We start from the raw sequence: 22,562 nt of genomic DNA, 5'->3' as shown, positions 1-22,562 counted from the left end.
GGACGCCCCTGTCGGGGCGCCGCTAAACAAAAGCGTTACGCATACTCTGGGTGAACTCATGGGGAGAGTTAGCCAAAAACGAAGAACTAGGGCCCTTAAACAGGCTTTGGGGCTGTGGCCAAATAGGTTTGGCCGGAAAGTTTTTGATAAGGAGCAACGAACAGACAGTTCTCCCAAAAAAAATCTGGAGTCTGATTTTGGTTTTTATAACCGTTCTGCCCGGCCAGAAATGGGGCTGGTAAGGGAAATTATTGAAGAGTGTGTAGCAAACTACCCAGCCTCGGAAGTCGCGGAGCTGATTTCTCGCCTCAGGTCAGGTGATGATGTCCATTTTAGGTCAGCCACTTTTGAATTGTTTTTACACGATGCTCTCAGAAGACAAGGATTTTTGCTTACTCCGCACCCCGACCTACCGAATGGAAGCCTGTTCAAACCTGACTTCTATGTTTTAGATCCAAATGGTGAGAGCTTTTATCTCGAGGCTGTTTTGGCAACCGAGAAAAATGAGTTAGACAAAGGCGGAGAAGCAAGAAAAGGGGCTGTGTTAGATACCTTGGAAAAGTCGCCCCACCATAACTTTATGATCATCGCTGGATGATGAGGGTAGCCCTAAAAGTCCTCCGAGCGGGAAAAAGCTAAAAAACAAGGTTCACAAGTGGTTGGATTCTCTTGATCCTGATGAGGTAAACCGAGAGATAGAGGGTTCAGGATTTGATTCGCTAGAACCGATGTTCTGGAGTCACGACGGCTGGATTCTTCAAATTCGCCCTATCCCGATCAAGCCGGAACGCCGGGGAAAGAGCTCAAACCTTGTTGGAATCGGTGGCTTTGGTGGTGGTTGGGTCGATGCCTGGAGTCCTATTCGTGACGCAATCAAATTTAAGGGAGGAAAATATGGTGATCTCAATGCTCCGCTGGTGGTGGCTGTAAACCTAGATAGCTTTCATCTTGATCGCATTGATGAGATGCAGGCCCTTTTTGGACAAGAGCAATTTGTATTTTCTGCTGGGGTCGATGCCGAACCAGAAATGCGTAGAGCGCAAAATGGTGCGTGGTGCGGAAAAAACGGGCCGCAGTACTCGCGCGTGAGCGCAGCATGGCTATTTAATGACTTGCAAGCCTCTTCACTTGCTGCCAGGGGCAGCACCGTGTACTTCAATCCCTGGGCCGCTATGCCTGCGCCCGAATCACTTAAATGCTTCCCTTTTGCTACTCCTGAAGCAAACAAAATGACGTGGCATGAAGGTTTATCATTGAGAGAAATTTTTGGACTTCATGAAGAGTGGCCAAGAGATGCGTAACAAGTGGCAGCACGGTGACCGCTTTTCCGCCGCGCTGCGGCTCCAAATCGGCACGTGTGCCAAGCGTTATGCCCATCTCAGCTGCATCATCTTGCTATAGTAACGCTTGACGTTATTAACGCGATGCGTCACGATTAAATCATGATCATTTCATTCAAGTGTAGGGATACTGAAAAGCTAGTCAGTGGGCGTCGCGTCAAGCACTTTGTGAATTTTGAGCGGGTTGCGCTGAGAAAGCTCCGTCAGCTTCAACTCGCGAACCAGCTGGAAGATCTTAAAGTACCGCCCGGCAATAGGTTGGAAGCATTGAGTGGTGATCGTCGAGGCCAGCACAGCATCCGGATTAATCAGCAATTTCGACTGTGCTTTCGGTGGACGAAGGCTGGCGCGGAAGATGTCGAAATCGTTGATTACCATTAGGGGGTAGCTTATGCGCGATATTGATCCTGTAACGCCTGGCGAGCTGCTGAAGGAAGAGTTTCTTGAGCCTATGGGGATCTCTCAGTATCGCCTTGCTAAAGAAATTGGAGTACCGGCTCAGCGTATTGGGCAGATCATTTCCGGGAAGCGCTCTGTAACCGCCGATACGGATCTGCGCCTCTGTCGTTTCTTTGGACTATCCAATGGCTATTGGCTTCGGGCGCAAGCTGCTTACGATACTGAGGTGACTGAAGATGCTCTGGCCGATCAGCTGAGCAATATTCGACCCTGGAATTCGGGTTCCCCCGCAGATCGCAGGGCATAACCAGTCGCGCCGCGCGGATGCGTTAAAGTGCGCCGGTGCGCTTTGCCGTTACACCTACCAACCCGCTCTCGAGTAATATTGCACGCTATACGGCATTGCCGTATTATTAAACGATGCTCTTCATAGAAACCAGCACCTTCAGCAAGCTTTTGCCAAAGTATCTTACGGACGACGAATATAGGGCCTTGCAGTCACTGCTGATGCAAAGGCCTGATGCTGGAGCCGTCATCAAGGGCTCCGGTGGTGTCCGGAAAGTGCGTTGGGCTCCTTCAGGTTCAGGCAAGAGTGGTGGGGTGAGGGTTATTTATTACTGGAAGAAATCGGAAGACGAAGTATGGATGCTGACGCTTTACCACAAGTCGGAGCGAGCCACGATTCCAGGCCACGCTCTGAAGCAGATAGCGGAGGCGATTAAAGGTGAGTGATCGGGATATTGGGGCCGAGATACTCGATGGCCTGAATGAGATTAAAGAGTTCAAGAAGGGTAAAGCTGAGCTTAGAACACGTCAGCTTTCTGAGCCGTCATCCCCACATGAGATCAGGCTCAAACTTAAACTATCGCAGTCGGCATTCGCTGCGCTTATGGGCGTTAGCGTGCGGACGCTGCAAGATTGGGAGCAGGGGCGAAGGGAGCCACAAGGTCCGGCCCTGGCCTTGTTGCGGATCGCTGAGCAGCACCCGGAGGTGTTCAGTGAGCTTCATTGAGGGAGGTGTAAACAGTGGCTCTACGGCGACCGTCTTTACGGCGCTACGCGCCTCCAAGCCGGCGCGTAAGCCTTTTCGTTAGGGATTGCTGCCTCCCAGCCAATAGCCAGGTTTTCGGGAATGGTGGGCAACGGCGATTACGATGGCTTCTTCCGGCAACTCATATCGTACGGGAAGCGTTCTAAAATTAGGCGTTTTGCATCGGTATCGTCAGCTTCTTCGGGGAGAGGTGATAAGGGGATAACGTTTTCTTCAATAATGTCGATAGCGTCATCAACGGCAGCGAAAAACTCGGCTCCGAGTCCAGCCTGCTCATATTCGTACCATGCTGCTGCCTCTATCGCTTCCTGCGAGGCCTCTTCCAGTATCCTTACCGTTCGCACTGTTACTGGCCTAACCTCGCTCGCATCTTTGATCGGAATTCTTCACGGCTGAGCAGCGTGGCTTTTCCGCTTTTGACCTTGGATACACGGCGACTAATTTCATCGTTCCATGCCTGATCGACAGAGTCGTCACGGGGGCCGTCCAGGCTCATTATGAGCTCGCGAGCCAGCGCTGCACGTTCCGACTCGGAGAGCGTCGAAATCTGGGAGCGCAGGTGGTCTAATGTTTCGGTAGTCATGGTACCTCCGCGAGTGCCGATAAAATTATGCTATCCCGATTCAAAGGCCCTAACAAGTGGCAGCAGGGTGACCGCTTTTCCGCCGCGCGGCGGCTCCAAAACGGCACGTGTGCCAAGCGGTAATACAGACTAGGGAGAGTCAAATTTGGAGTTAGCCAGCGTAGTCCCATGGGGCCGGTCTTTTGAGGAGTATCAGGCAATGTTCGGGTTATCGGAAGATGACCTGAACAGGCGAATCCTTGGGTGCGGTGACGGCCCCGCGAGCTTTAATGCAGAGGCAACAGGCCGGGGATGCCAGATCACATCCTGTGATCCGGTGTATCAGTTCCAGGCGGAGGAGATACGTCGCCGGATTGATGACGTGTACCCGGAGATCATGGCGAAGCTGCAGCAGGGAGCAGACAATTATTTCTGGGGCTCACTGGGCAGCGTTGAGCAGCTTGGCGAGGTCCGGATGAGGGCCATGTCAACGTTTCTCTCTGATTTTGATGGCGGTCTTCGAGAAGGGCGATATGTGTCAGCACAACTGCCAACATTGCCTTTTCGTGACTCAGGGTTCGATCTGGCACTCTGCTCCCACTACCTTTTTCTCTACAGTGACCATGTAGACGGGGCAACTCACCTGGCATCAATGCGGGAGCTTTGCAGGGTCGCGACCGAGGTTCGGGTTTTTCCTGTTGTGTCGTTGGATGGTAAGACGTCAAAACATTTGGATGGGGTCATGACGGCACTATCCGCAGACGGTATTAATGTCTCGTTGCAGCCTGTCAGCTATCGATTTCAGAAAGGTGCTACTGAGATGCTGGTAGCAAAGTCTGTATAAACCAGTGGCTGTTGGCGGACGCAACTACGCTGCTTTCCTTATATCTTCGTCAAGAATCGATAAAGATGCTTCATGAGATGGAACGGGCGAGCTACCGCCCCTTTTTCTTCCTGTCGGGAGTGGCCGCCATCGGTGGCGGTCTCGTCTGGTCAGCGCCGGTGGCTAACCCCGTACTTTTGCACATGCACCTCCTGCTGTTCGGAATGGGGACCGCAGCGGTTGCCGGATACTTGTTAACTGCTCTACCCAGTTGGGCGGGGCGTGAGCCGATCCCGACCTGGCTGATCCGGGCGCTGGTGGTTTTATGGTTGGGTGCGCGTGCCGGTGGCTTCGTAGCCGAGTCTGTGCCCTGGTCGTTGGTGGTTGCACCGGGTGTGATGTTCGGTGCCCTTCTCGCGGGGTTCCTGTTGTACCGAGTTTGCGGAGCAGCCGCGTGGCCCCGTGTGCACTTGTCCCTGATCCCGCTACTGCCAGCGTTGGCCGAAGTGTTGGTGATGCAAGGGGGCTCGTGGCCTTCTTCTCAAGACACCGTTATGGCCGGGCTGGTGTTCGCTTTGTTGATCATGCTGATCGGGGGGCGGGCGGTGCCAGCGTTTACAGTCACCGGCTTGGAGTTACGGGGCCTGCCGAGCAGGGTGTATGCGCCGCCTGGTCTGCAATGGATATCGGTTGCTGGGCTGGCGGTCACGCTGGGCGCTTTGGTGGTCTCGGTTCCTGACCGGTGGATTGGATCCTTTCTGTTGCTGCTTGGCGTACTGCAATTCTTCCGGCTCGTTGGTTGGCGACCGTGGCAGGTGTGGCGTGTCTGGCCCTTGCTGATGTTGCAGTTAGCCTGGGCTTGGCTCGTGGTCGGACTCGTGCTCCTTGGTGCTGCGTTCTTCGGTGTGGGCGGGTTGCTTTCGGGTGACGCGCTTCACGCGCTGACCATCGGGGCTATGGGAGGAATGATTCTAGCTTTTGCCTCACGGGTCGCTATGCCGCGTGACTCTCAGGGGCTGGAAGCCTCTGTCCCGCAATTTACCGCGATGGTGCTGATTTCGCTCGCCGCCCTTGCGCGAGTGTCACCGGAATTCACTGGCCCCATCGATAATCTATGGCTGGCCTCACTATGCTGGACCGGCGGCTGGATTCTCTTCCTTTGGGCGTTGGCTCCTGCGCTATGCGGGGCCGTACCGCACCCGGTACTTAGCGGGCATCGTGGGGGTGCTCAAAAATCGCTCAATGGCGACGCCGCAAGCGGCACACATTAGCTTCGCGTGTACCCCGGCTCGGTGAATCACACAATCGGCAAAGGCCTGCCAGCTTTGGGTCTTGGGAAGAGCTGGTCGAGTTTGGCGAGTTGTTCCCGGCCAAGCGTGACCTCGGCTGAAGCGCGGTTCTCGGCCTGTCGTTCCGGGGCGCTCGTTTTCGGGATGGCGATGACATCGTCGTGTGATTGCAGCCAGGCGAGTGCGGCCTGGGCGGGGGTGATTCCGTTACGTTCGGCAAAGGCGCGCAGGCCGGGTTGTTCCAGAAGCCGGCCCTGGCCGAGCGGGCAGTAGGCCATGGCGGGGAGGCCGTGATGGCGCATCCACGGCAGTGGGTCGTGCTCGATGGTGCGCTCGCCGAGGTGGTAGAGCAGCTGGTTGGTGCTGCAGGCGTCACCGCCGGGTACCGCCCAGAGATCCGCCAGGTCGGCGGCATCGAAGTTGCTCACACCCCAGTGATGGATTAACCCTTCCCTTTGTAGGTCCTCAAAGCCGGCGACCGCTTCGGCCAGGTCGGCACCACCGCGCCAGTGTAGGAGGTAGAGGTCGAGCCGGTCGGTGCCCAGGCGTTCCAGGCTCGCTTGGCAGGCTGCGCGGACGCCGGCCCGCGAGGCGTTGTGCGGGAAGACCTTGCTGACGAGGAAGAGCTCATCCCGCCGGTTTGCCATGGCTTCACCGACGATGCGCTCGGCTCCGCCGTTGCCGTACATCTCCGCCGTGTCGATCAGCGTCAGGCCGGCCTCGATGCCGGCACGTACAGCCGCGACCTCGCGGTTGTGGTCACTGGCGCGCTCACCCATCCGCCAGGTGCCCTGGCCCAGCGCGGGAATGCGTTTGCCGCCGTGCAGCGTAACCTGTTTCATGAGCGCTCCTTACCGTAGATCATGTGGCTTCGGACGTTGCCGGGCGCTTTGCGCGTACCGGCCAGACTTCCAGAACCCCGGCGCTGAGCACCAGCAGGCCGCCGGCAATCTCGATCGGCGCCAGGTGCTCGCCGGCAATTACGGCGGCTGAGACCGCGCCCACCAGAACCTCCGCCATCAGCAGGATGCCGACGCGGGCCGGCTCGAGCCGTGCCGTTGCCCACATCAGGCAGACCATCGAAAGCCCCCACCAGAGACCACCGGTGGCAAGCGCCCAGCCGAACGCGGGAATCGCCGCCTCGATTGCGAGACTCGGCAGGGGCTCAAACACCGGCGCCAGAACAGCCGCCCCCACGCAGGCGCCGAGTGCGAAGACGAAAGCCGCCTCCACGGACCCGGTCTCGGGCTGCGAGCGGATGCCGGTTGTGGCGATTGCCCATAGCAGCCCCGAACTCAGCCCCAGCCAATCCCCAAGGCCGTGTGGCAGCGGCAGCCCGCCATCAGCCCCCAGCACAACGCCCAGACCGATGACGCCCACCACGATGGCAAGCATCCGCAGCCAGGGCGTGGGCCAGCCCATCCCATAGCGGGCGATCAGGGTGCTCCAGACCGGCGTGAGAAAGAACAGCAGAACGACTACTGCGACACGCCCGTAAACGAGGCCTATCGAATAGAGTACGAAGGCAACACCGCCCAGTGCAATGGACGCCAGTGCAACCGGGCTGGAGCGCAGGAGACGGTGCCTTGCCCGAACGGCGGCGGGAGTCAGTACCAGTGCGGCCATCGCGACGATGGCCAGGGTTCCCCAGGCACCGGGGAGCCCGTTGGCTGCCAGATGGCGGACCGGCAGCCAGTAGAACCCCCAGAGACTTCCGGTTCCGATGACCAGCAGTGTCGCGATGATGGTGATGCGGTCGTTATGCATGGTGGGTCGTTACCTGGTGCGTTTCATGGTTCGTTCACTTGCGAGCCTGGTCCTTCAATCCGCAGCTAGACCCACTTCCATGGCGATGCGTTCGCCGTCCACGGACTCAATCGTTTCCGGGTCCTGGAGGCGCACGCGGTTGCTGTCGATCGGGTTATCCGCACCGGGGTCGACAAGGGCCTGCTGTACCGCTGTTGCACGGGCGTTGGCGAGTGCCCTGAGGTCCGACTCCGTGATGGATTGGGCGGCGATGATCCTGTCCGCCAGGTGGTTGCGATAAGCCAGGGCGTCAAAGCCGGTGTCCTCGGACGAATCACCCTGCTCTTCCGTGAAGCGTGACCGGATGGCTGCCAGGTCTGCCTCCGGATAATGCGTGGTGAACATTGTCTCCACAACGTCCTGGTTGGCCTCGGCCGTCAGGTTGGGCTCTCCAGTCTCTCTGTCCGCCTGGGCCAGGCGTTGGCGAAGGGCGTCGATGGCTTTCCCGCGCTTCAGGATGGGACCGTCGAACGTGTGGTTGAAGGGGCCGGTAAGCTCCAGCGCCAGCTCTGGGCGCTGGGTGAGGGCTTCACGAAGCTTGGCGACACGCTCGCGCTGGGGTGGGAGCAGGTCGGAACGGCCCGGCGGGAATTCAACCCGGCCAAGCTCTTCCGAGTCAGCGCCCACCAGGTTGGCGAGGAAGCGGAATGGCGATTGCACGACCGATTTGATGGTTTTGGTCAGTGCCTGGCGGACGACCCCGCCGACGTCGAATTCCGGGCTGCCCACATCGCCGGTCACCGGGAGATCCAGATCGATGACGCCGTTGCTGTCCTTGAGCAGGGCGATAGCCAGATCGAGCGGCAGGTCCATGGCATCGCTGACGGCCATCTTCTCGCCGAGGGTGAGGTCACGGAGCACGAGGCTGTTGCGCCCGTCGAGCTGCTGTTCACTGACGGTATAGTCGAGATCCAGATCCATGGTGCCCCCCGCTATCCTGCGGCCGGCAAAGCGCACGGTGTAGGGGGAGTATTCCGGTATCTGGAGGTTGCGGAACCTCAGTTTCAGGCTGGTATCGCGCATGGGGTGCCAGGCGTGGATGGTGCCGTCCACGCGCGTCAGCCCGTAGTCCGCGACCTGGCCCTCAAGGGCGACCTGCGCTGGCTGGGCGGAGCTGGAGCTCAGGGTCGATACCTGACCGTTCAATGTATGGATGCTTGTTGAGAAGGGCAGTGGCAGTGAACGGTCCGCAAACCGGAGGGTGCCGTCGGTCAGCTCAACGCCCTCAACGGTGATGTCGAATGGGGCCGTTTCGTCGTCCGTGTCGTCCATGCGCGCGGCCCCGTCATCTTCCGCCCTGGCGTTGGCGGGGGCCGTCGCCATAAGCTGGCTGAAGTTGGTGGTGCGGTCCTCGTTGATGATCAATCGCCCGAACAGGCCGTTGAGGCTGATGGGAGCGGTCTCGAGCCGCCTTTCACCCAGGTTCAGGTCGAGTTTTTTGGTGTGGAGGCTCTGCCACCCGATGAGGGGGTCCTGATTGGAGCCATCATTGATGTTCAGGGTTTTAATGCCGGCAGAGCCCTCGAATGCAAAGGGCTGCTCTGCCCCGGTCTGCATCCGCCCGTCCAGGTTGAGTGTGCCGTCACTGAGTTGCACGTTCGCGAACTGGCGCAGGTAGGGTTGGGCCTGGTTGAGTGCCAGTTCATCGATACGGGCGCTGCCCGCCAGGACGGCCGTTGGCAGGAGTTGAAGTGAGCCGTCGAAGGCCAGCGTGCCGCCGCCCTCAAGCTGTCCTTCCAGAGCGACCGGGAACCGTGCGCCTTCCTGCAGCGAGAGGTCACTGGCTGAAAGCATGAGCTCCTCCAGTGCCAGCGATACCCGTTTCGGTTGATCCGTTTCTGTTACTCCACCCGGCAGGTTATCCGTAAAACGCAGAGCAGCCTCCGTCACGCGCAGCTCATCGACCTGCAATGCGGGCAGTGGCGAGGCCTCGTCTTCGGTAGGGGCGTCCTCCGACGGCTCGGGAGCAAGTCGGGAAAAGCGTGTCTTGCCGGAGGCGAAGCGTTCTTCGTGAATCATTGGTCTGTCGAGGCGTATGGTCTGGAACGTCCAGGCGCCGTTGAGCGCGCTGGACCAGGCCAGGTCGACGAAGAGCTGCTGCCAGCCGAGAAGCTGGCGGTTGTCGGTGTCGTCCAGGGCGAGCCCGTCGATCCGGAGCGTGAGTGTGTACGGATTGACGTGGACAGCCTCGATGCGGAGTTCGCGCCCGAAGTCTTCCTTGGCGGTGCTCACGGCCAGGTACTGGATGAGCCAGGGCACGATGAGAAAGCCCAGCAGGGTATACGCGATGACCAGCGCGAGCAGCCAGAACCGGATCCGGCGCGGGGAGGCCCATCGTGTTCGCAGGTAGCCGCCGAAACGACGGAGTGAGTCACTTGGCATGGGGACCACATCCATGGGCATTGAAATGAACCGTTCCGCATAGACTAAACCTGCCCGAGCCTGGCGTCACTTCCTGCCCATCCCAGCTGCTGATAAGCTGAGGCCGACACTCCTTCCCTTGGATGCAGACCATTGCTGACCGCTGCGCGCAATCTCTGGCGGAAACACCGTTTTCTGTTTATTGCATTCATCACGGCGCTGGTTGTGACGGCATTCTTTGCCGCACGCCTCGTGGCCTTCAGCCTGTACTGGGCGGAGCCGGCCCATCAGGACCAGCCGGTGGAAGGCTGGATGACCCCGCGCTATGTGGCCCTTTCCTATGACCTACCGCCCGGAGTGGTGCGTGAAGCGCTGGAGCTGGAGCCCGTTGATGGTGAGCGCCATACGCTCGAAGAGATCGCTGAGGCCTCCAGCCTGACCCTCGAGGAGATACAGCGGCGCATTGATGAGGCCGTACGTTCCCATGAGGGTGACAGGGAATGACGGACACGGTCTTCCTACTTGTCGCCACCTACGGCAGTGCCGCCCTGTTTGTTGTGACCTTCCTCAGCTGTCTGGCGATTCCCGTACCGGCATCGCTGATGATGCTTACCGGTGGTGCCTTTGCGGCGTCAGGCGACCTGCCTCTCGTCTCGGTGAGCCTGGCGGCCTATGGGGGAGCCCTGAGTGGTGACCAGACCGGCTACCTGCTCGGGCGCTCATGCGCGGGGTGGCTTGAGCGTTGGGCGGAGGCCCGCCGGGGCCGGGCCGCACTGCTGGGCCGGGCGCACGCTTCTGTTGAGCGTTGGGGCGGTATGGGCGTTTTTCTGAGCCGATGGTTCGTCAGCCCGCTCGGGCCCTACGTCAACTTCGCGGCGGGCGCTGGGCGCATGCGCTGGGCGCGTTTCAGTGTATGGAGTGTGGCCGGGGAGACGGTATGGGTGGCGCTGTATGTGGGCCTGGGGTATCTGTTCGCGAGCAGCCTGACCGCCGTCGCCGAGTTCGCGGCTGACCTGAGCGGGCTGGTCGCCGGTGCCGTGGTTGCCGTGGGTCTCGGGTTCTGGCTGCGCATGATGCAGAAGCGCCATGGCCGCGTGAGGGGGTGATCCTTTTCAGTCCGTTATCCGTTACCTTCAGCGGGCCCCCTCCCCTCCGCCATGAGTTCGCTGCCCACGTCATGGATCTGTTCCCGTAACCATTGGTGCGCCGGATCCTGCCGGTACCGGACATGCCAACCCAGGTGCACTGGGAAGGTGCCGAGGTCTGCGGGAGGCCTTACGACCCGCAGACGCGGGTCTCGCACAAAGCGCCGGCAGATCAGGTTGGGGAGCGTAGTGCAGTAGTCCGTGGTGGCGATCAACTCGGGGATGGAGAGAAAGTGGGTTACGGAGACGGCCACATCCCGTTCCAGACCCTGCCGGCCGAGCGCCTCAAACAGACCCTTCTTCAGGCGGCCGGGAGGCAGCATATTGACGTGCTTCAGGCTCTCGAACGCCTCGCGCGTGAGCTGATCCCCCTGAAAGGGATGGTCCGCCCGCAGGACACAGGCCAGACCGTCCTCCATCAATGGCTGCACCACCAGGTTGTCCGGTGGGTCCACAATCCGCCCCAGTACAAGAGCGGTATCTCCGGCGGCCACGCCGGTCTCCGCCAGGTCCGCGCCGTAGGGAACAATGCGGATCTGAATACCTGGTGCCCGGTGCTGCAGGCGTTCGACAAGTCTTGGTACGAACACGTATTCCACGTAGTCATTGGCGGCGATCACAAACCGCTGGGTTGTCGTCGCCGGGTCGAATGTCTGCTGCTCCAGCACCAGATGGTCGATTTCCCCCAGCGCATCGCGGATGGCAGGGCCAATGGCTAGGGCTTTCTCGGTTGGCCTCATGCCATAACGTTCGCGGATGAAAAGCGGATCCTGGAACAGTTCCCGGCAGCGCCCAAGGGTGTTGCTCAGCGCTGGCTGGGTAATCCCCAGGCGCTTGGCCGCGCGCGTGACACTGCGCTCTTCCAGCAGTGCGATGAAGGTTCTCAGCAGGTTCAGGTCATAGCGCATGGATATGTCAAATTAAAATATCTGGAATAACAGAGATAAATTAGATGAATTTTTCCCAATACGCCATGGTGTCCGCCAGATCAACCGGCTCAGGCCACGGATGATCGGTACTCGCAAACAGGCGAACCGGCAATTCAAATCACGAGGAGTCATGACCATGTCCGACATTATGGGAAAAACCGTCATCATCACCGGTGCCAGCAGTGGCCTGGGTGAAGCCACTGCGCGGATGCTGGCGGACAAAGGGGCCAAACTGATGCTTGCAGCCCGGCGTGAGGACCGGCTCAGGACACTGACTGATTCCATCAACGCATCTGGCGGTGAGGCGAGCTACCAGGTGGCGGATGTGACCGACCGGAATGCCATGCAGGCACTGGCGGACCGGACCCGTGAAACCTACGGGCGTATCGATGTGCTGATTGCCAATGCGGGGCTGATGCAGCTGGCACCGCTGGACAGGCTCAAGGTTGATGAGTGGGATGCCATGATTGATATCAACATCAAGGGCGTTCTGTACGGCCTGGCGGCGGTGCTGCCGACCATGCGGGAGCAGCAGTCCGGCCATATCATCAATCTTTCTTCGGTTGCGGGCCACACGGTCTTTCCCGGCGCTGCGGTCTACTCCGCGACCAAATACGCGGTCAAGGCGCTCTCGGAAGGCATCCGGCAGGAGTCGAACGGTGAGATCCGCGCAACCAATATTTCGCCCGGCGCGGTTGAAACCGAGCTCACCGACCATATTACGGACCCGGGCGCACAGGAAGCGGCGAATGAGCTGTATTCCGTTGCGATCGGCTCCGATGCCATCGCCAGGGCCATAACCTATGCCATTGAGCAGCCCGGTGATGTGGATGTGAATGAGCTGATCATCCGGCCCACGCAGCAACAACTGTAATCCCTGGAAATCGGGTATCCTCTGGGTACCCGAAGGCGTTCATTCCGCAGTGAGGAATCATGAATTCAGTTATCGAGCTTCTGAAGTCCCATCGCTCCATTCGCAAGTTCACTGAGGAAAAGATTCCCCATGAACTGTTGCTGGAGCTGGTGCGTGCCGGTCAGAGCGCGGCGACCTCCAGCCACATTCAGGCCTACAGCGTGATCCACGTAACCAGGCCGGAGAACCGTGAGCAGATTGCCGAACTGGCCGGTGGCCAGGGCTACATCGCGAGCTGCTCGGATTTCCTGGTGTTCTGCGCCGACATGAAGCGGCCGACGGATGCAGCGGAGCGTACCGGCGCCAACGTGGTGAGGGGCATGACCGAGCAGCTGCTGGTGGCGAGCGTGGATACCGCGCTGATGGCGCAGAATATGGCGGTGGCGGCCGAATCCGAGGGTCTGGGGATCTGCTACATCGGCGGTATCCGCAATAACCCGCAGGCCGTCAGTGACCTGCTGCAGCTGCCGGAGCATGTGTACCCGGTCTTCGGCATGTGCCTTGGCTATCCGGCCCAGGATCCGGAGGTGAAGCCCCGCCTGCCGGTGGAGGCGATCCTTAAGGAGGATGTCTACAGCGAGGACCCGGATGAGGTTGAGGCCTTCGACCAGACCATGCAGGGCTACTACCAGGCCCGTACTGGCGGCAATAAGGACAGCAACTGGTCACAGAATCTGACGCCGCTGTTTGATACCAAACTGCGTCCGCACATGCGGGATTTCCTGGTGAAACGCGGTTTCGAGATGAAGTGACAAGCGTCCAGCGGTTTTTCAGCTTCCCGGCTCTGGGCAGGTCGGACACGGGGGCGTCGATATGCTTTACAATGCAACCCTTATGAGGAGCCAAGGGCCAGCAGGGGGTGTTGTGAAGCGTTCAGTATCGGTGCTTATTGTTGCAATGTTTGCCGTGTCCGGGTGTCAGACGTCCAGCCAGCTCACGGCGGCGGTTTCGGACGAGGAAGGCGTAAGCTGTGGTGAGATCCGGCAGGCGTTCCAAGCGTATGAGCGTGATCGCCAGTCCGCACAGGCGCTGAAGGAGCTGACTCTCATGCTCAGTCCCTCAGCCGGTACTTACGCCGCCGAGGGTATTGAATCGGCTGAAGGTTACTACGAGCAGATCCGGATCAGCACCAACCTGGCACTGGCCACAAGAGGGTGTGATCCGGTCCGCTGACCGGGGCTTCAGTCCCAGAACTTCCACCAGCCCTGGCTGTTTTCCTGGCGCTTCTGCTGGCCCTTCTCGCTTCCTTTACCGGCCTGAGGGGCGCCATCCTTTTTGGCGAGTCCAGCGGGCATGTCGTCGCCCTGGCGCTTGCTCTGCTTGCCTTTTTTCTCTGTTTCCCTGTCTTTTCCCCGATCATCCCGGTCGCGAGCTTCCCTTTCGCGCTCTTTCGCCTGCGCCCGTTTTTCTTCAGCACGCTCCTGGGCTTCCTCGCGCTTTTCCTCGGCGTCTTCCCTCGCGTTTTCTTCCTGCTCCTGGGCTTGTTCCCGTTTTTCCCCGGCGCGCTCCTGCGCTCCTTCACGCTGCTCTTCTGCCCGCTCGCGAGCCTTTCCCGCGCGTTCCTTACCCTTGCTGGCGGCGTGATCCGGAGGGCCATCCTGCCCCATCGCCCCTGAGCTGAGGGTGAGGGTCAACGCGGTCACGAGCATCAAAGCGAACTGTCTGTACATGTCTGCCTCCTCAGGCATGGAAATGGTTGCGTCTGCTGTTGAACAGACGCTCATGGTCCGCTACCGGTTCCATGTTATGAAAAACCGGGCGCTCTGTTAGCGGGTTCGGGGCCGCGCAACCGCGAGACAGGACGCCCGGTCGCCGTGGGTTTCGAGGGTTGTGAAGGTCTCCAGCTCCAGCCCCGCTGCCTCGATCTGCGCCCGGAAGTCGGCCTCGTAGGTGACCCGTCCGAAGTCGATGCTGGTAAGGCGCCGAAGTACGGGCTTGAACGCTTCCATCATCCTAGAGTGGTTGTTCTGGATGGTCTGGGTGAAATGGATCCGGCCACCGGGGTTCAGGAGTGTGCAGCAGTGGCGCAGCGCCTGTTCGGGTTCGGGCAGCAGCATGAAGCTGGCGGAGAAATAGATGGCGTCATAGGGGCCGCCCTGATGGTCGTAGACCGATTCCTGGTGGACCACGACCCGGTCATTCAGGCTGGACTGCGCCAGCCGCTGTTGTGCCCGTTCCACGTAATCCCCGTCGATATCGATCCCGGTGATGCGCAGCTGTTTGCGGGTGACATGCTCGGCATTGGCAATAAGGGCGCCGGCGGTGCCGATGCCGACATCCAGTACGGAGGCGCCCGCAGGCAAACGTTCCAGCACTTCGGCGTACCAGCGGCTGGTCAGCCTGAGGATCAGTGTGTCGTAGATAGCGCTTCGGATCATGGTTGCCAAACCTATCACAGCAACCAGTTGGTAACACGCCTGATTGTGGGTGGAACCATTCCGGTTCCGGGGGGAGCCGGCTTGGTCTGGGGGTAGGGTGGCGGGCTTCAGGGGGCGCCACCGCCACCATCATCGATGGCGGTGGCGTGGGGCAGGGATCAGAAGTAGTAGTCCATGGTCACGTACATGGCGTCGAAGTCCGACTCGTAGATATCGCCGTTCCTGTCGATGTCGCCATTGGACTCGAGGTATTCGAGGTAGACCCAACCCGGACCGTAGTCATAGCGGACGCCGGGCGCGAGGCCGTGGACCGTGTCCGCGTTATTCCCGTCCGTGTCCGTGGTAGCGGCGGTCGCGTCGATGTAGGCGAACCAGTTGCCGACCGTATAACCACCCATGACCGCGTAGCGGGTGTTTTCAACGTCATTGGCCACGTTGGGAATGTCACGGTTGACCCGGATCACTTCCGCCTTGGCGGTGAACGGTCCGTATTCGCCCTGATAGTAGGCGGCATAGGCGTAGTGGGAGCCGTCGTCGAGGTCCGTGCAGCTTGTGGCGCAGGCGTTGGCATGATCGCTGAGGTCCTGAAGCTTACCGCCCTGGACCGACAGACCGAACTGACTGCTTGATTCGTCCTTGCCGAAGGTATAGCTGGCATCAACAACCCCAGTTTGGGTCTTCCGGTAGGTAAATACTTCCTCACCAGCGGAGTTTGTGACTTTTGAGCCCCAATGACCGTTGTCGTCGATGGTATCCGTGCTGGTCTCGCCCCAATCATCCTGGTGGAAGTAGGCGGCCGCGACATCGAATCCGCTGACCGTACCGGTGAACTTGACGCCCACATCCATCTGGTCGCCATAGCCACCCTGCAGTACATCGCCGGGCCAGAAGTTCACGGTTTTCCAGCCAAAGGGAACCTGGCTCTTACCGATCTTCATGTCCCAGTTTTCGCCGAAGCTGCGACCTACCCAGAGTTTATGGATGGACGTGTAGGTCCCGGTGGAGTTGTTATCCGGATCAGAGAAGCTGCCCGGACCAAAGCGTACCTCGGTGGACAGGCGCCAGGGGCCGTCATCCTGGGAATGGCTGCCATAGAGGATCAGCGATTCGCGGCCGATGTCGCCACCCGTCTCGCTGTCCAGGTCGCTGTTGAAGGCCGGCGCGTCAAAATCAGAATCCGTCACATACCGGTAGCTGGCCCAGACCCCCGCTGAAATATTGGTCGTCGCAACGGCCAGTGAGGGGGCGGTGGCTGAAATGGCGGCTGTTACTGCGGCACCGATCAGCTTTTTCTTCATTGCATAGACTCCTTTTCTAAGGGATTTCCGAAATGCCGAGTTGCGAGAGGGTAATTTTATTTTAATTGATCGTCCAGTTAAAAATGGAGACCGGGCCATTCAGGGGTGTATGCCTGCGCTGGTTCTGCCGCCTGATGAATTAACCGATTATTGCGATCCGGGGTCGTGATCGGTGATTAAAAACATTAACCTGAGGCAATAGAGTCAGGCTCATGGGCGGGGGACTGATGGGGCGGAATGGATGCTTTCGTGCATGCCTTGTGATCGCGGTGGTTCTGGCCTCAGGGGTGGGGGCACACGCCGGTCAGAGCGTAACGGTGGCGGCTCCGAATCTGGCCAATCTGATTGAGCCGGATGGGTCGGGTGCCTATCAGAAGCTGGTGGCGCGCGCTCTGGAGCCACTGGATGTGAAGGTTGAACCGGTCTTCTATCCCTACCGCCGTGCCCTCCAGATGTTTGAGGAGTCCCAGGTGGACTGCCTGGTCTCACTGACCGATGTGGTGCGCCAGCGCATTGGGAACGAGGCCCTTGTGTACAGCCATCCACTTGGCAGGTTCCGTTTCCATATCTTCACACCCGCTGGCCAGCCCCCCATTGAATCAGTCAGGGAGCTGGAAGACCGGGTGGTCGGCAGCATCAAGGGGCATGAGCTCTATCTGGCCCCGATCCTGGAAGGCGCGATTGAGCTGGAGCCGGTACGCTCCGAGGAGCAGGCTGTCCGGATGCTGCAGATGGGCCGGCTGGATGCCCTGATTGCTGCCATCCCGGATATCCGGCCCCACCTGGAGCAGCTGAGCTACGTGCCGGATCGTCCCCTGCTTGAAAGCTTTGATCGCATCAACTGTCATGATACCGGGAAGAACCGTGCGTTTATCCAGGCTCTATCCAGGGAGCTCAGACGGCTTCAGGAAAAGGGGGTCTACCAGGAAATTATGGGGTCACTGTACGTGCCCTTCCAGGCCGAGCCCTGAGGGTTTTCAGGTAAGTGGCTCCTCCTGGATCCAGTCGACGATGTGATCCTCATAGTCCTCGGGGTCCACGATGGGCTCGGGAAGAACACGGCCCCGCACTGAGACCCCTGCGGTATGAACGGTGGCGCGCGAACCGGAAACCAGGGGGTGCCACCAGGCCAGCCCCCGACCCTCGGCGATCCGCCGGTAGGCACAGCTTTTGGGCAGCCAGTCGCTGTTGCGCGCGATCGAGGGGGTGACCTGGAGGCAGTCCGGCACCTCGTTCAGGCGGTTGGGATAGTCCGAGCACAGACAGCTCTCGCAGTCGAGCAGGCGGCAGGCGATCTGCGTGGCATAGACGTCACCGGTATCCGCGTCTTCAAGCTTATGGGTGCAGCAACGACCACAGCCGTCGCAGAGTGATTCCCACTCATCAGCCGTCATCGCTTCCAGCTGCTTGCGCTCCCAGAACGGAACGGTTCCATCAGTATCGGTCATGGCCTACCCCCTGTTATCCGCGAGGGTACGGTGATCGCACGGTGCCTTCAAATACTTGTTCGCCCGTGGCTGCTCCCCTATGCTCGAAAGCCCCGAAACCGGTGAACAAGGAGCGCCTCATGCTGGAATCCGTCCTGCAACGCATCGATAACGGCCTCGAGGGATCCATCGAGCGCTGGGCCGACCTGTTGCGCATTCCCAGTGTCAGTACGGATCCCGCTTACGAGGGCGCCATGCGCGAGGCGGCGCAGTGGCTCCGGGATGAGCTGGCGCCGCTGGGGTTCCGCATTGAGATCCGCGAAACCGAGGGTCATCCGGTGGTGATCGGCCATCATGAGGGCCCCGGAGATGATGCCACCCACGTGCTCTACTACGGCCACTACGACGTGCAGCCGCCTGAGCCGTATGCGGAGTGGCGCAACGAGCCCTTTGAACCGACCCTTGAGAACAGCCCCCATGGCCGGAAGATGGTGGCCCGGGGCGCGGTCGACGACAAGGGCCAGCTGATGATGTGGGTCGAGGCCCTTAAGGCCTGGCACGCGGAGCACGGCGGTCTGCCGATACAGGTGACGGTGCTGCTTGAGGGGGAAGAGGAAGTTGGCAGCAAGAACCTGCGGCCGGTGCTGGAACGCTACCGGGACGAGCTCAAGGCCGACGTCTGCGTGGTGAGCGATACCGGCATGTGGGACGTGGACACCCCGGCCATCACCTACACCCTCCGTGGACTGCTCTACACCGAACTGACCTGCCGTGGACCGGGCCATGACCTGCACTCCGGATTCTACGGCGGCGCCATCGAAAACCCGATCAATGGTCTCACAAAAGTACTCGGCGCACTCCAGGACGGGCAGGGCCGGGTTCAGGTGCCCGGGTTCTACGACAACGTGGTGGAACCCTCCGACGAGGAGCTGGCCGCCTGGAAAGCCCTCAATATGGACGATGCCGGCTTCCTTGCCTCCGCCGGCGTGACCACTGCAGGCGGTGGTGAGTCGGACCGCAGCCTGCTGGAACGGGTCTGGTCGCGGCCCAGCTGCGACATCAACGGCATCATTGGTGGTTTCACCGGCAACGGCGCCAAGACGGTGATCCCCCGGGAGGCCAGCGCCAAGGTCAGCTTCCGGCTGGTGCCGGACCAGGATCCGGACCGCATCATCGAGAGCCTGCGCCGCTTCATTGATGACCACACGCCGGCGGGCTGTTCCATTGAGCTCACCGTGCACTCAGCGGCCCCGGCCATCCGTATCCCCACGGAATCCCGCTACCTGAAGGCGGCCCTGAGCGCATTGGATGCGGTCTATGATCGCGAGCCGGTGCTGCTGGGCAGTGGTGGTTCCATTCCCATTGCCGCCTGGGCGCGGGACATCCTCGGCATCGATACGCTGCTGATGGGCTTCAGCCTGGAGGATGACGGCATGCACAGCCCCAATGAGAAATTCGAGGTGACCTGCTTCCATCGCGGCATGCGGGCCCATGCGGCACTTTTGGAGCAGCTGCGCTGACGCACTGGCGGGAAGTGGCAGGCACAGCCGCGGGTCACTGTCTATACTGCAGCCGGTAAGACACAGGCTCAGGAGTATCCATGGGCAGGGTCGCATTGCACATCTGGACTGCATGCCGGGGCGCCGTTGGAGCGGTGCTCGTGCTGGCGCTTGTGCTTGCGAGCCTGTCTGCCGCGGGCGCGGTTACGGTACTGCCCGGCACCACCAGCCAGAACCCTACCCACAGCCTCGAGTACTGGCCTGAGCCAACCGACCGCTCTGTCGCCATGCCCGCCATTCTCGCCGGGGACGTCAGTCCGGAGTGGTCGCCGGTGGAGGGCGACGTGGCTAACTTCGGTTATACCGCGGGGACACACTGGTATCGGATGCGGCTGGAAAACCCGCTTGAACAGCCGGTTGAGCGGCTTCTGGAGATCCGGTACCCGCTGCTGGATCATATAGAGTTCTACCGGGTGCGTGATGGGGACATTCTCGAAAGCCATCTGACCGGGGATCATTACCCGTTCGAGTCCAGACCCATGAGGCACCGGACCTTCGTTCTGCCGATGGAACTCGAGCCGGAGTCACAGAGCCGGATCTATCTCCGGGTCAGGACGTCCGGTTCCCATCAGGTTCCGATGATGCTGTGGGAGCCGGAGACCTTCTTTGAGGTGAATGAGACGGACATGGTGGGCCGCAGCATGTTTTACGGCATGCTGCTGATCATCATCACCTTCAATGTTTTCCTCTACGGTGCACTGCGTGAACGCAGCTACCTCTACTATGTGCTGACCAATGCCACGCTTCTGGTGCTCATGGCCAGCCTCCATGGCATGGCCTTCCAGTTTCTCTACCCGGCCTATCCGGAGATCAATGAGCGGGTGACCCTGGTGTCCTCCGCCATGATCGCTCTCTTTTTCAGCCTGTTTGCGCGGACCTTTCTCAACATTACGCCTGAGATGCGTTTCCGGCGGAATGTCTTCCATGGCCTGACCATTGTCACGGCACTGAATACAGTGGCAGCCCTCTTCATAAGCTATGACCTGTCCACCCGGCTGTCCGTGGTGCTGGCGGGCATGGTGAGTCTCATCATGTTCCTCATCGGCCTTGCAATGATGATCCAGGGGCACCGGGCTGCCCGGTACTTCATGGGGGCCTGGATCATGCTGCTGGTGGGGTCGATGGCCTGGATACTGCTGGTGACGGGGCTGGTGCCCTCCAACTTCCTGACACGCTATGGCGTGGAACTGGGGGCGGTCTCCCAGGCGCTGGTGCTGACGTTCGCGATGGGGCAGCGCTTCAGCTATGAGCAGCGTGCCCGTCTGCAGGCCATAGAAGAACGCGAATCCATGGAGCAGAGCCTGCTGGAGCAGGCGCGGCACCATGGCCTGACAGGGCTGCCGGGCCGCAATCTGCTGGAGGTGGTGTTGGGCGGGTGCACTGAGCGTGTGGACCATCGGCGGGACTGCAGCCTGGCGCTGGTGCTGATCCATTTCCGGGGTTTTGACGACATCAACAAGACCCTGGGCCATGAAAACGCGGACCAGCTCCTGTACCAGCTGGCATGGCGGATGAATGAGGTGGTCCTGGGCCTCCCGGATTCGGTCATCATCGAGGACATCAGTGGCAGCCCCTGTGCCGTTGCGCATGTGGAGGGCATCACCTTCGCCTGCGCCTTCCATCCGCGGGAGACCGAGGCCATGCAGGGCCAGATGGAGGCGCTCGTGGAAGCGCTGCGCCAGCCGATGGAGTTCCGTGGGCTGAGCCTGGATATGCGGATGGTTGGTGGCTGTTCCTTCTATCCGGAGGACAGCGGTGACATCACCACCCTGCTCCGCCATGCCTTCATCGCCTTTGATCAGGCCGAAAGCGGCGTCAGCCACGTGGCGACCTATACCGAGTCCATGAACCCTTACAGTGAGCGCCGCCTGACCCTGATGACCGAGCTCCGCCGGGCCATCAGGGAGGACAGCCTGGCGCTGTACTTCCAGCCCCAGGTACGGCTGAGCTCCGGGGAGGTGTGCGGCTTTGAGGTGCTGCTGCGCTGGAACCACCCGGAGCACGGCTTCATACCCCCGGATGAATTCATCCCCATGGCGGAGCAGACCGGCCTGATCCAGCCGCTGACCCAGTGGGTGCTGGATCGAGCCCTGCTCTTCGGGGCCGCCATGGATGGGGCCGGCTATCCCGTGCGCATGGCGGTGAACATTTCTGCACGCAATCTGGAAGAACCGGCGTTCGCGGAGCTGGTGCAGGAACTGCTCGAGCGCCATGGACTGCCCACCGGGCGGCTCATCCTGGAAGTGACCGAGACCGCCACCATGGTTAATCCAGTCAACGCCCTCCAGGCATTGCGCGGTCTCTATGACGCCGGTATCCGCCTCGCCATCGACGATTTCGGCACCGGCTATTCCTCGCTGTCCTATATCCGCAAGCTGCCGGTTCACGAGATCAAGATCGACCGTTCCTTTGTGCGGGAGATGGATGCCAACCGGGAGGACGCCACCATCGTGCGCACCACCATCAACATGTGTCATGATCTTGGCTTCGAAGTGGTCGCCGAAGGCGTGGAAAGTGATGACACCTCGCAGCTGCTGCGTAACATGCAGTGCGATATCATGCAGGGCTATCATCTCAGCAGGCCCATGCCGGAGGCACACGTCGCCGGCTGGCTGTCGACCTGGTATTACACCAGCGGTTCAGGAGGCTGAGGCCCTATGGCGCTGACTGAGACGGTACCCGTGCCCTGTCCCTGCTGCGGGGAGGTGATCGATGTTCTGGTCGACTGCTCCCTGGGTGACCAGACGTATGTGGAGGACTGCTTCGTCTGCTGTCAGCCGCTGGTGCTTACCGTCTCTGTAGACCCCGAGACCGGCCAGCCAGCAGTGGATGCCATGCCCGAAAACGCCTGAACCGAGGAGACTCCATGCTCGCACCCGCGACTGCCTTCTACGCTGTTGTCTTTGTGGTCCTGAAACTGATTCTCGTGTGGCGTGTCGTGGCGTTGCGCCAGCAGCTGGGAGTGGGGGTCGGTGATGGCGGGCACCAGCAGTTGAATGTGGCCTCGCGCATCCACGGCAACTACATCGAATCCATGCCGCTGATGCTGGTGCTGATGTTCATTGCGGAGATGAACGGGGTGGCCTATGCCGCGTTGCACACCGTGGGAGGGCTTTTCCTGGTGAGCCGGATCGGCCACGCCTGGGGCATGCACGAAGCCCAGGGACGCTGGCATGCGGCCCGCGCGGCGGGCGTTGCGGGCACCTGGCTGGCGCTGCTTGGCGCCTGTGGTCTGCTGGTGTACAACGTGCTGACCATCCGTTACTGATTTGACCCCCCGTA

Annotated in this window: 28 protein-coding genes; 18 read left to right on the top strand and 10 right to left on the bottom strand. The window is 60.4% G+C overall.

Annotated elements, in window-relative coordinates; all coding sequences use genetic code 11:
* Positions 1 to 58 precede the first annotated feature (58 nt).
* The 6 genes from CK501_RS16665 to CK501_RS01665 all read left to right on the top strand — a co-directional run bounded on the left by CK501_RS16665 (position 59) and on the right by CK501_RS01665 (position 2,751).
* On the top strand, positions 59 to 598 hold the full coding sequence (locus CK501_RS16665) for a hypothetical protein (RefSeq protein ID WP_143421366.1): 540 nt from the start codon (positions 59 to 61) through the stop codon (positions 596 to 598).
* Between the two features lie 61 nt (positions 599 to 659).
* Positions 660 to 1,301 carry a hypothetical protein gene (locus CK501_RS16660; protein ID WP_143421365.1) on the top strand — a complete coding sequence of 214 codons (642 nt, stop codon included), beginning with the start codon at positions 660 to 662 and terminating at the stop codon, positions 1,299 to 1,301.
* 141 nt (positions 1,302 to 1,442) lie between these two features.
* A complete protein-coding gene (locus CK501_RS01680) occupies positions 1,443 to 1,721 on the top strand; it encodes a type II toxin-antitoxin system RelE/ParE family toxin (protein WP_095615987.1) in 279 nt (92 codons plus the stop codon).
* Positions 1,722 to 1,731: 10 nt separating this feature from the next.
* The gene (locus tag CK501_RS01675) at positions 1,732 to 2,046 is read left to right on the top strand and encodes a HigA family addiction module antitoxin (protein WP_095615986.1); all 315 of its coding nucleotides are present in this window, start codon (positions 1,732 to 1,734) and stop codon (positions 2,044 to 2,046) included.
* 113 nt (positions 2,047 to 2,159) lie between these two features.
* Positions 2,160 to 2,471 (top strand): type II toxin-antitoxin system RelE/ParE family toxin, encoded by a 312-nt coding sequence (locus CK501_RS01670; protein ID WP_095615985.1) that lies wholly within the window; start codon positions 2,160 to 2,162, stop codon positions 2,469 to 2,471.
* Positions 2,464 to 2,751, top strand: coding sequence for a helix-turn-helix domain-containing protein (locus CK501_RS01665; protein WP_095615984.1), 288 nt, complete (start codon positions 2,464 to 2,466; stop codon positions 2,749 to 2,751). Before CK501_RS01670 ends, CK501_RS01665 begins: the two co-directional genes overlap by 8 nt.
* Before the next feature lie 137 nt (positions 2,752 to 2,888).
* Here the strand turns inward: CK501_RS01665 and CK501_RS01660 are convergent, their stop codons facing one another.
* Positions 2,889 to 3,134 carry a hypothetical protein gene (locus CK501_RS01660; protein WP_198949348.1) on the bottom strand — a complete coding sequence of 82 codons (246 nt, stop codon included), beginning with the start codon at positions 3,132 to 3,134 and terminating at the stop codon, positions 2,889 to 2,891.
* 2 nt (positions 3,135 to 3,136) lie between these two features.
* Positions 3,137 to 3,373 (bottom strand): addiction module protein, encoded by a 237-nt coding sequence (locus CK501_RS01655; protein ID WP_095615983.1) that lies wholly within the window; start codon positions 3,371 to 3,373, stop codon positions 3,137 to 3,139.
* 199 nt (positions 3,374 to 3,572) lie between these two features.
* On the opposite strand from CK501_RS01655, the gene CK501_RS01650 reads away from it, so the two are divergent.
* Both CK501_RS01650 and CK501_RS01645 read left to right on the top strand, forming a co-directional pair.
* Complete coding sequence (locus CK501_RS01650) at positions 3,573 to 4,196, top strand: SAM-dependent methyltransferase (RefSeq protein WP_198949347.1); 624 nt, start codon at positions 3,573 to 3,575, stop codon at positions 4,194 to 4,196.
* A gap of 11 nt (positions 4,197 to 4,207) precedes the next feature.
* Complete coding sequence (locus CK501_RS01645) at positions 4,208 to 5,446, top strand: NnrS family protein (RefSeq protein ID WP_143421364.1); 1,239 nt, start codon at positions 4,208 to 4,210, stop codon at positions 5,444 to 5,446.
* 26 nt (positions 5,447 to 5,472) lie between these two features.
* Here the strand turns inward: CK501_RS01645 and CK501_RS01640 are convergent, their stop codons facing one another.
* The 3 genes from CK501_RS01640 to CK501_RS01630 are packed head-to-tail and all read right to left on the bottom strand — an operon-like array spanning position 5,473 to position 9,652.
* Positions 5,473 to 6,306, bottom strand: coding sequence for an aldo/keto reductase (locus CK501_RS01640; RefSeq protein ID WP_095615980.1), 834 nt, complete (start codon positions 6,304 to 6,306; stop codon positions 5,473 to 5,475).
* 19 nt (positions 6,307 to 6,325) lie between these two features.
* Positions 6,326 to 7,231 carry a DMT family transporter gene (locus CK501_RS01635; protein WP_095615979.1) on the bottom strand — a complete coding sequence of 302 codons (906 nt, stop codon included), beginning with the start codon at positions 7,229 to 7,231 and terminating at the stop codon, positions 6,326 to 6,328.
* Positions 7,232 to 7,285: 54 nt separating this feature from the next.
* A complete protein-coding gene (locus CK501_RS01630) occupies positions 7,286 to 9,652 on the bottom strand; it encodes a DUF748 domain-containing protein (protein ID WP_095616578.1) in 2,367 nt (788 codons plus the stop codon).
* Between the two features lie 132 nt (positions 9,653 to 9,784).
* Between CK501_RS01630 and CK501_RS01625 the strand changes: the two genes are divergently transcribed.
* On the top strand, positions 9,785 to 10,135 hold the full coding sequence (locus tag CK501_RS01625) for a hypothetical protein (RefSeq protein WP_095615978.1): 351 nt from the start codon (positions 9,785 to 9,787) through the stop codon (positions 10,133 to 10,135).
* Positions 10,132 to 10,737: a DedA family protein gene (locus tag CK501_RS01620; protein ID WP_095615977.1), complete on the top strand. Its 606-nt coding sequence runs from the start codon at positions 10,132 to 10,134 to the stop codon at positions 10,735 to 10,737. The genes CK501_RS01625 and CK501_RS01620 overlap by 4 nt, the downstream gene beginning before the upstream one ends.
* A gap of 14 nt (positions 10,738 to 10,751) precedes the next feature.
* On the opposite strand, the gene CK501_RS01615 is transcribed toward CK501_RS01620, so the two are convergent.
* A complete protein-coding gene (locus tag CK501_RS01615) occupies positions 10,752 to 11,684 on the bottom strand; it encodes a LysR family transcriptional regulator (RefSeq protein WP_095615976.1) in 933 nt (310 codons plus the stop codon).
* 157 nt (positions 11,685 to 11,841) lie between these two features.
* Here CK501_RS01615 and CK501_RS01610 point away from each other — a divergent pair, with 157 nt between their 5' ends.
* The 3 genes from CK501_RS01610 to CK501_RS01600 all read left to right on the top strand — a co-directional run bounded on the left by CK501_RS01610 (position 11,842) and on the right by CK501_RS01600 (position 13,791).
* A complete protein-coding gene (locus CK501_RS01610) occupies positions 11,842 to 12,579 on the top strand; it encodes an SDR family oxidoreductase (RefSeq protein WP_095615975.1) in 738 nt (245 codons plus the stop codon).
* Positions 12,580 to 12,638: 59 nt separating this feature from the next.
* Positions 12,639 to 13,370 (top strand): oxygen-insensitive NADPH nitroreductase, encoded by a 732-nt coding sequence (gene nfsA / locus CK501_RS01605; RefSeq protein ID WP_095615974.1) that lies wholly within the window; start codon positions 12,639 to 12,641, stop codon positions 13,368 to 13,370.
* A gap of 112 nt (positions 13,371 to 13,482) precedes the next feature.
* Positions 13,483 to 13,791, top strand: coding sequence for a hypothetical protein (locus tag CK501_RS01600; RefSeq protein ID WP_233128824.1), 309 nt, complete (start codon positions 13,483 to 13,485; stop codon positions 13,789 to 13,791).
* Between the two features lie 8 nt (positions 13,792 to 13,799).
* On the opposite strand, the gene CK501_RS01595 is transcribed toward CK501_RS01600, so the two are convergent.
* From CK501_RS01595 to CK501_RS01585, 3 genes are all read right to left on the bottom strand, one after another.
* Positions 13,800 to 14,342, bottom strand: a complete 543-nt coding sequence (locus CK501_RS01595; protein ID WP_143421363.1) for a hypothetical protein — start codon at positions 14,340 to 14,342, stop codon at positions 13,800 to 13,802.
* A 42-nt stretch (positions 14,343 to 14,384) separates the two neighbouring features.
* Positions 14,385 to 14,996 (bottom strand): class I SAM-dependent methyltransferase, encoded by a 612-nt coding sequence (locus tag CK501_RS01590; RefSeq protein ID WP_198949346.1) that lies wholly within the window; start codon positions 14,994 to 14,996, stop codon positions 14,385 to 14,387.
* A 158-nt stretch (positions 14,997 to 15,154) separates the two neighbouring features.
* The gene (locus CK501_RS01585; protein WP_095615971.1) at positions 15,155 to 16,294 is read right to left on the bottom strand and encodes a porin; all 1,140 of its coding nucleotides are present in this window, start codon (positions 16,292 to 16,294) and stop codon (positions 15,155 to 15,157) included.
* Between the two features lie 212 nt (positions 16,295 to 16,506).
* On the opposite strand from CK501_RS01585, the gene CK501_RS01580 reads away from it, so the two are divergent.
* Entirely contained in the window at positions 16,507 to 17,265 is a 759-nt protein-coding gene (locus tag CK501_RS01580) for a substrate-binding periplasmic protein (RefSeq protein WP_095615970.1), read from the top strand.
* A gap of 6 nt (positions 17,266 to 17,271) precedes the next feature.
* Here CK501_RS01580 and CK501_RS01575 read toward each other — a convergent pair whose 3' ends face one another.
* Positions 17,272 to 17,742 carry a YcgN family cysteine cluster protein gene (locus CK501_RS01575; protein ID WP_095615969.1) on the bottom strand — a complete coding sequence of 157 codons (471 nt, stop codon included), beginning with the start codon at positions 17,740 to 17,742 and terminating at the stop codon, positions 17,272 to 17,274.
* Between the two features lie 119 nt (positions 17,743 to 17,861).
* Between CK501_RS01575 and CK501_RS01570 the strand changes: the two genes are divergently transcribed.
* From CK501_RS01570 to CK501_RS01555, 4 genes are all read left to right on the top strand, one after another.
* Entirely contained in the window at positions 17,862 to 19,241 is a 1,380-nt protein-coding gene (locus tag CK501_RS01570; protein ID WP_095615968.1) for a M20/M25/M40 family metallo-hydrolase, read from the top strand.
* An 80-nt stretch (positions 19,242 to 19,321) separates the two neighbouring features.
* Positions 19,322 to 21,931, top strand: a complete 2,610-nt coding sequence (locus tag CK501_RS01565; protein ID WP_095615967.1) for an EAL domain-containing protein — start codon at positions 19,322 to 19,324, stop codon at positions 21,929 to 21,931.
* Between the two features lie 6 nt (positions 21,932 to 21,937).
* A complete protein-coding gene (locus CK501_RS01560; RefSeq protein ID WP_095615966.1) occupies positions 21,938 to 22,132 on the top strand; it encodes a CPXCG motif-containing cysteine-rich protein in 195 nt (64 codons plus the stop codon).
* Between the two features lie 14 nt (positions 22,133 to 22,146).
* Positions 22,147 to 22,548: an MAPEG family protein gene (locus tag CK501_RS01555; RefSeq protein WP_095615965.1), complete on the top strand. Its 402-nt coding sequence runs from the start codon at positions 22,147 to 22,149 to the stop codon at positions 22,546 to 22,548.
* Positions 22,549 to 22,562 lie beyond the last annotated feature (14 nt).

The organism is Halovibrio salipaludis (assembly GCF_002286965.1).
Lineage (GTDB): Bacteria > Pseudomonadota > Gammaproteobacteria > Pseudomonadales > Oleiphilaceae > Halospina > Halospina salipaludis.
The sequence above is the reverse complement of the archived record's forward strand: the minus strand, read 5'-3'. Positions and strand labels throughout refer to the sequence as shown.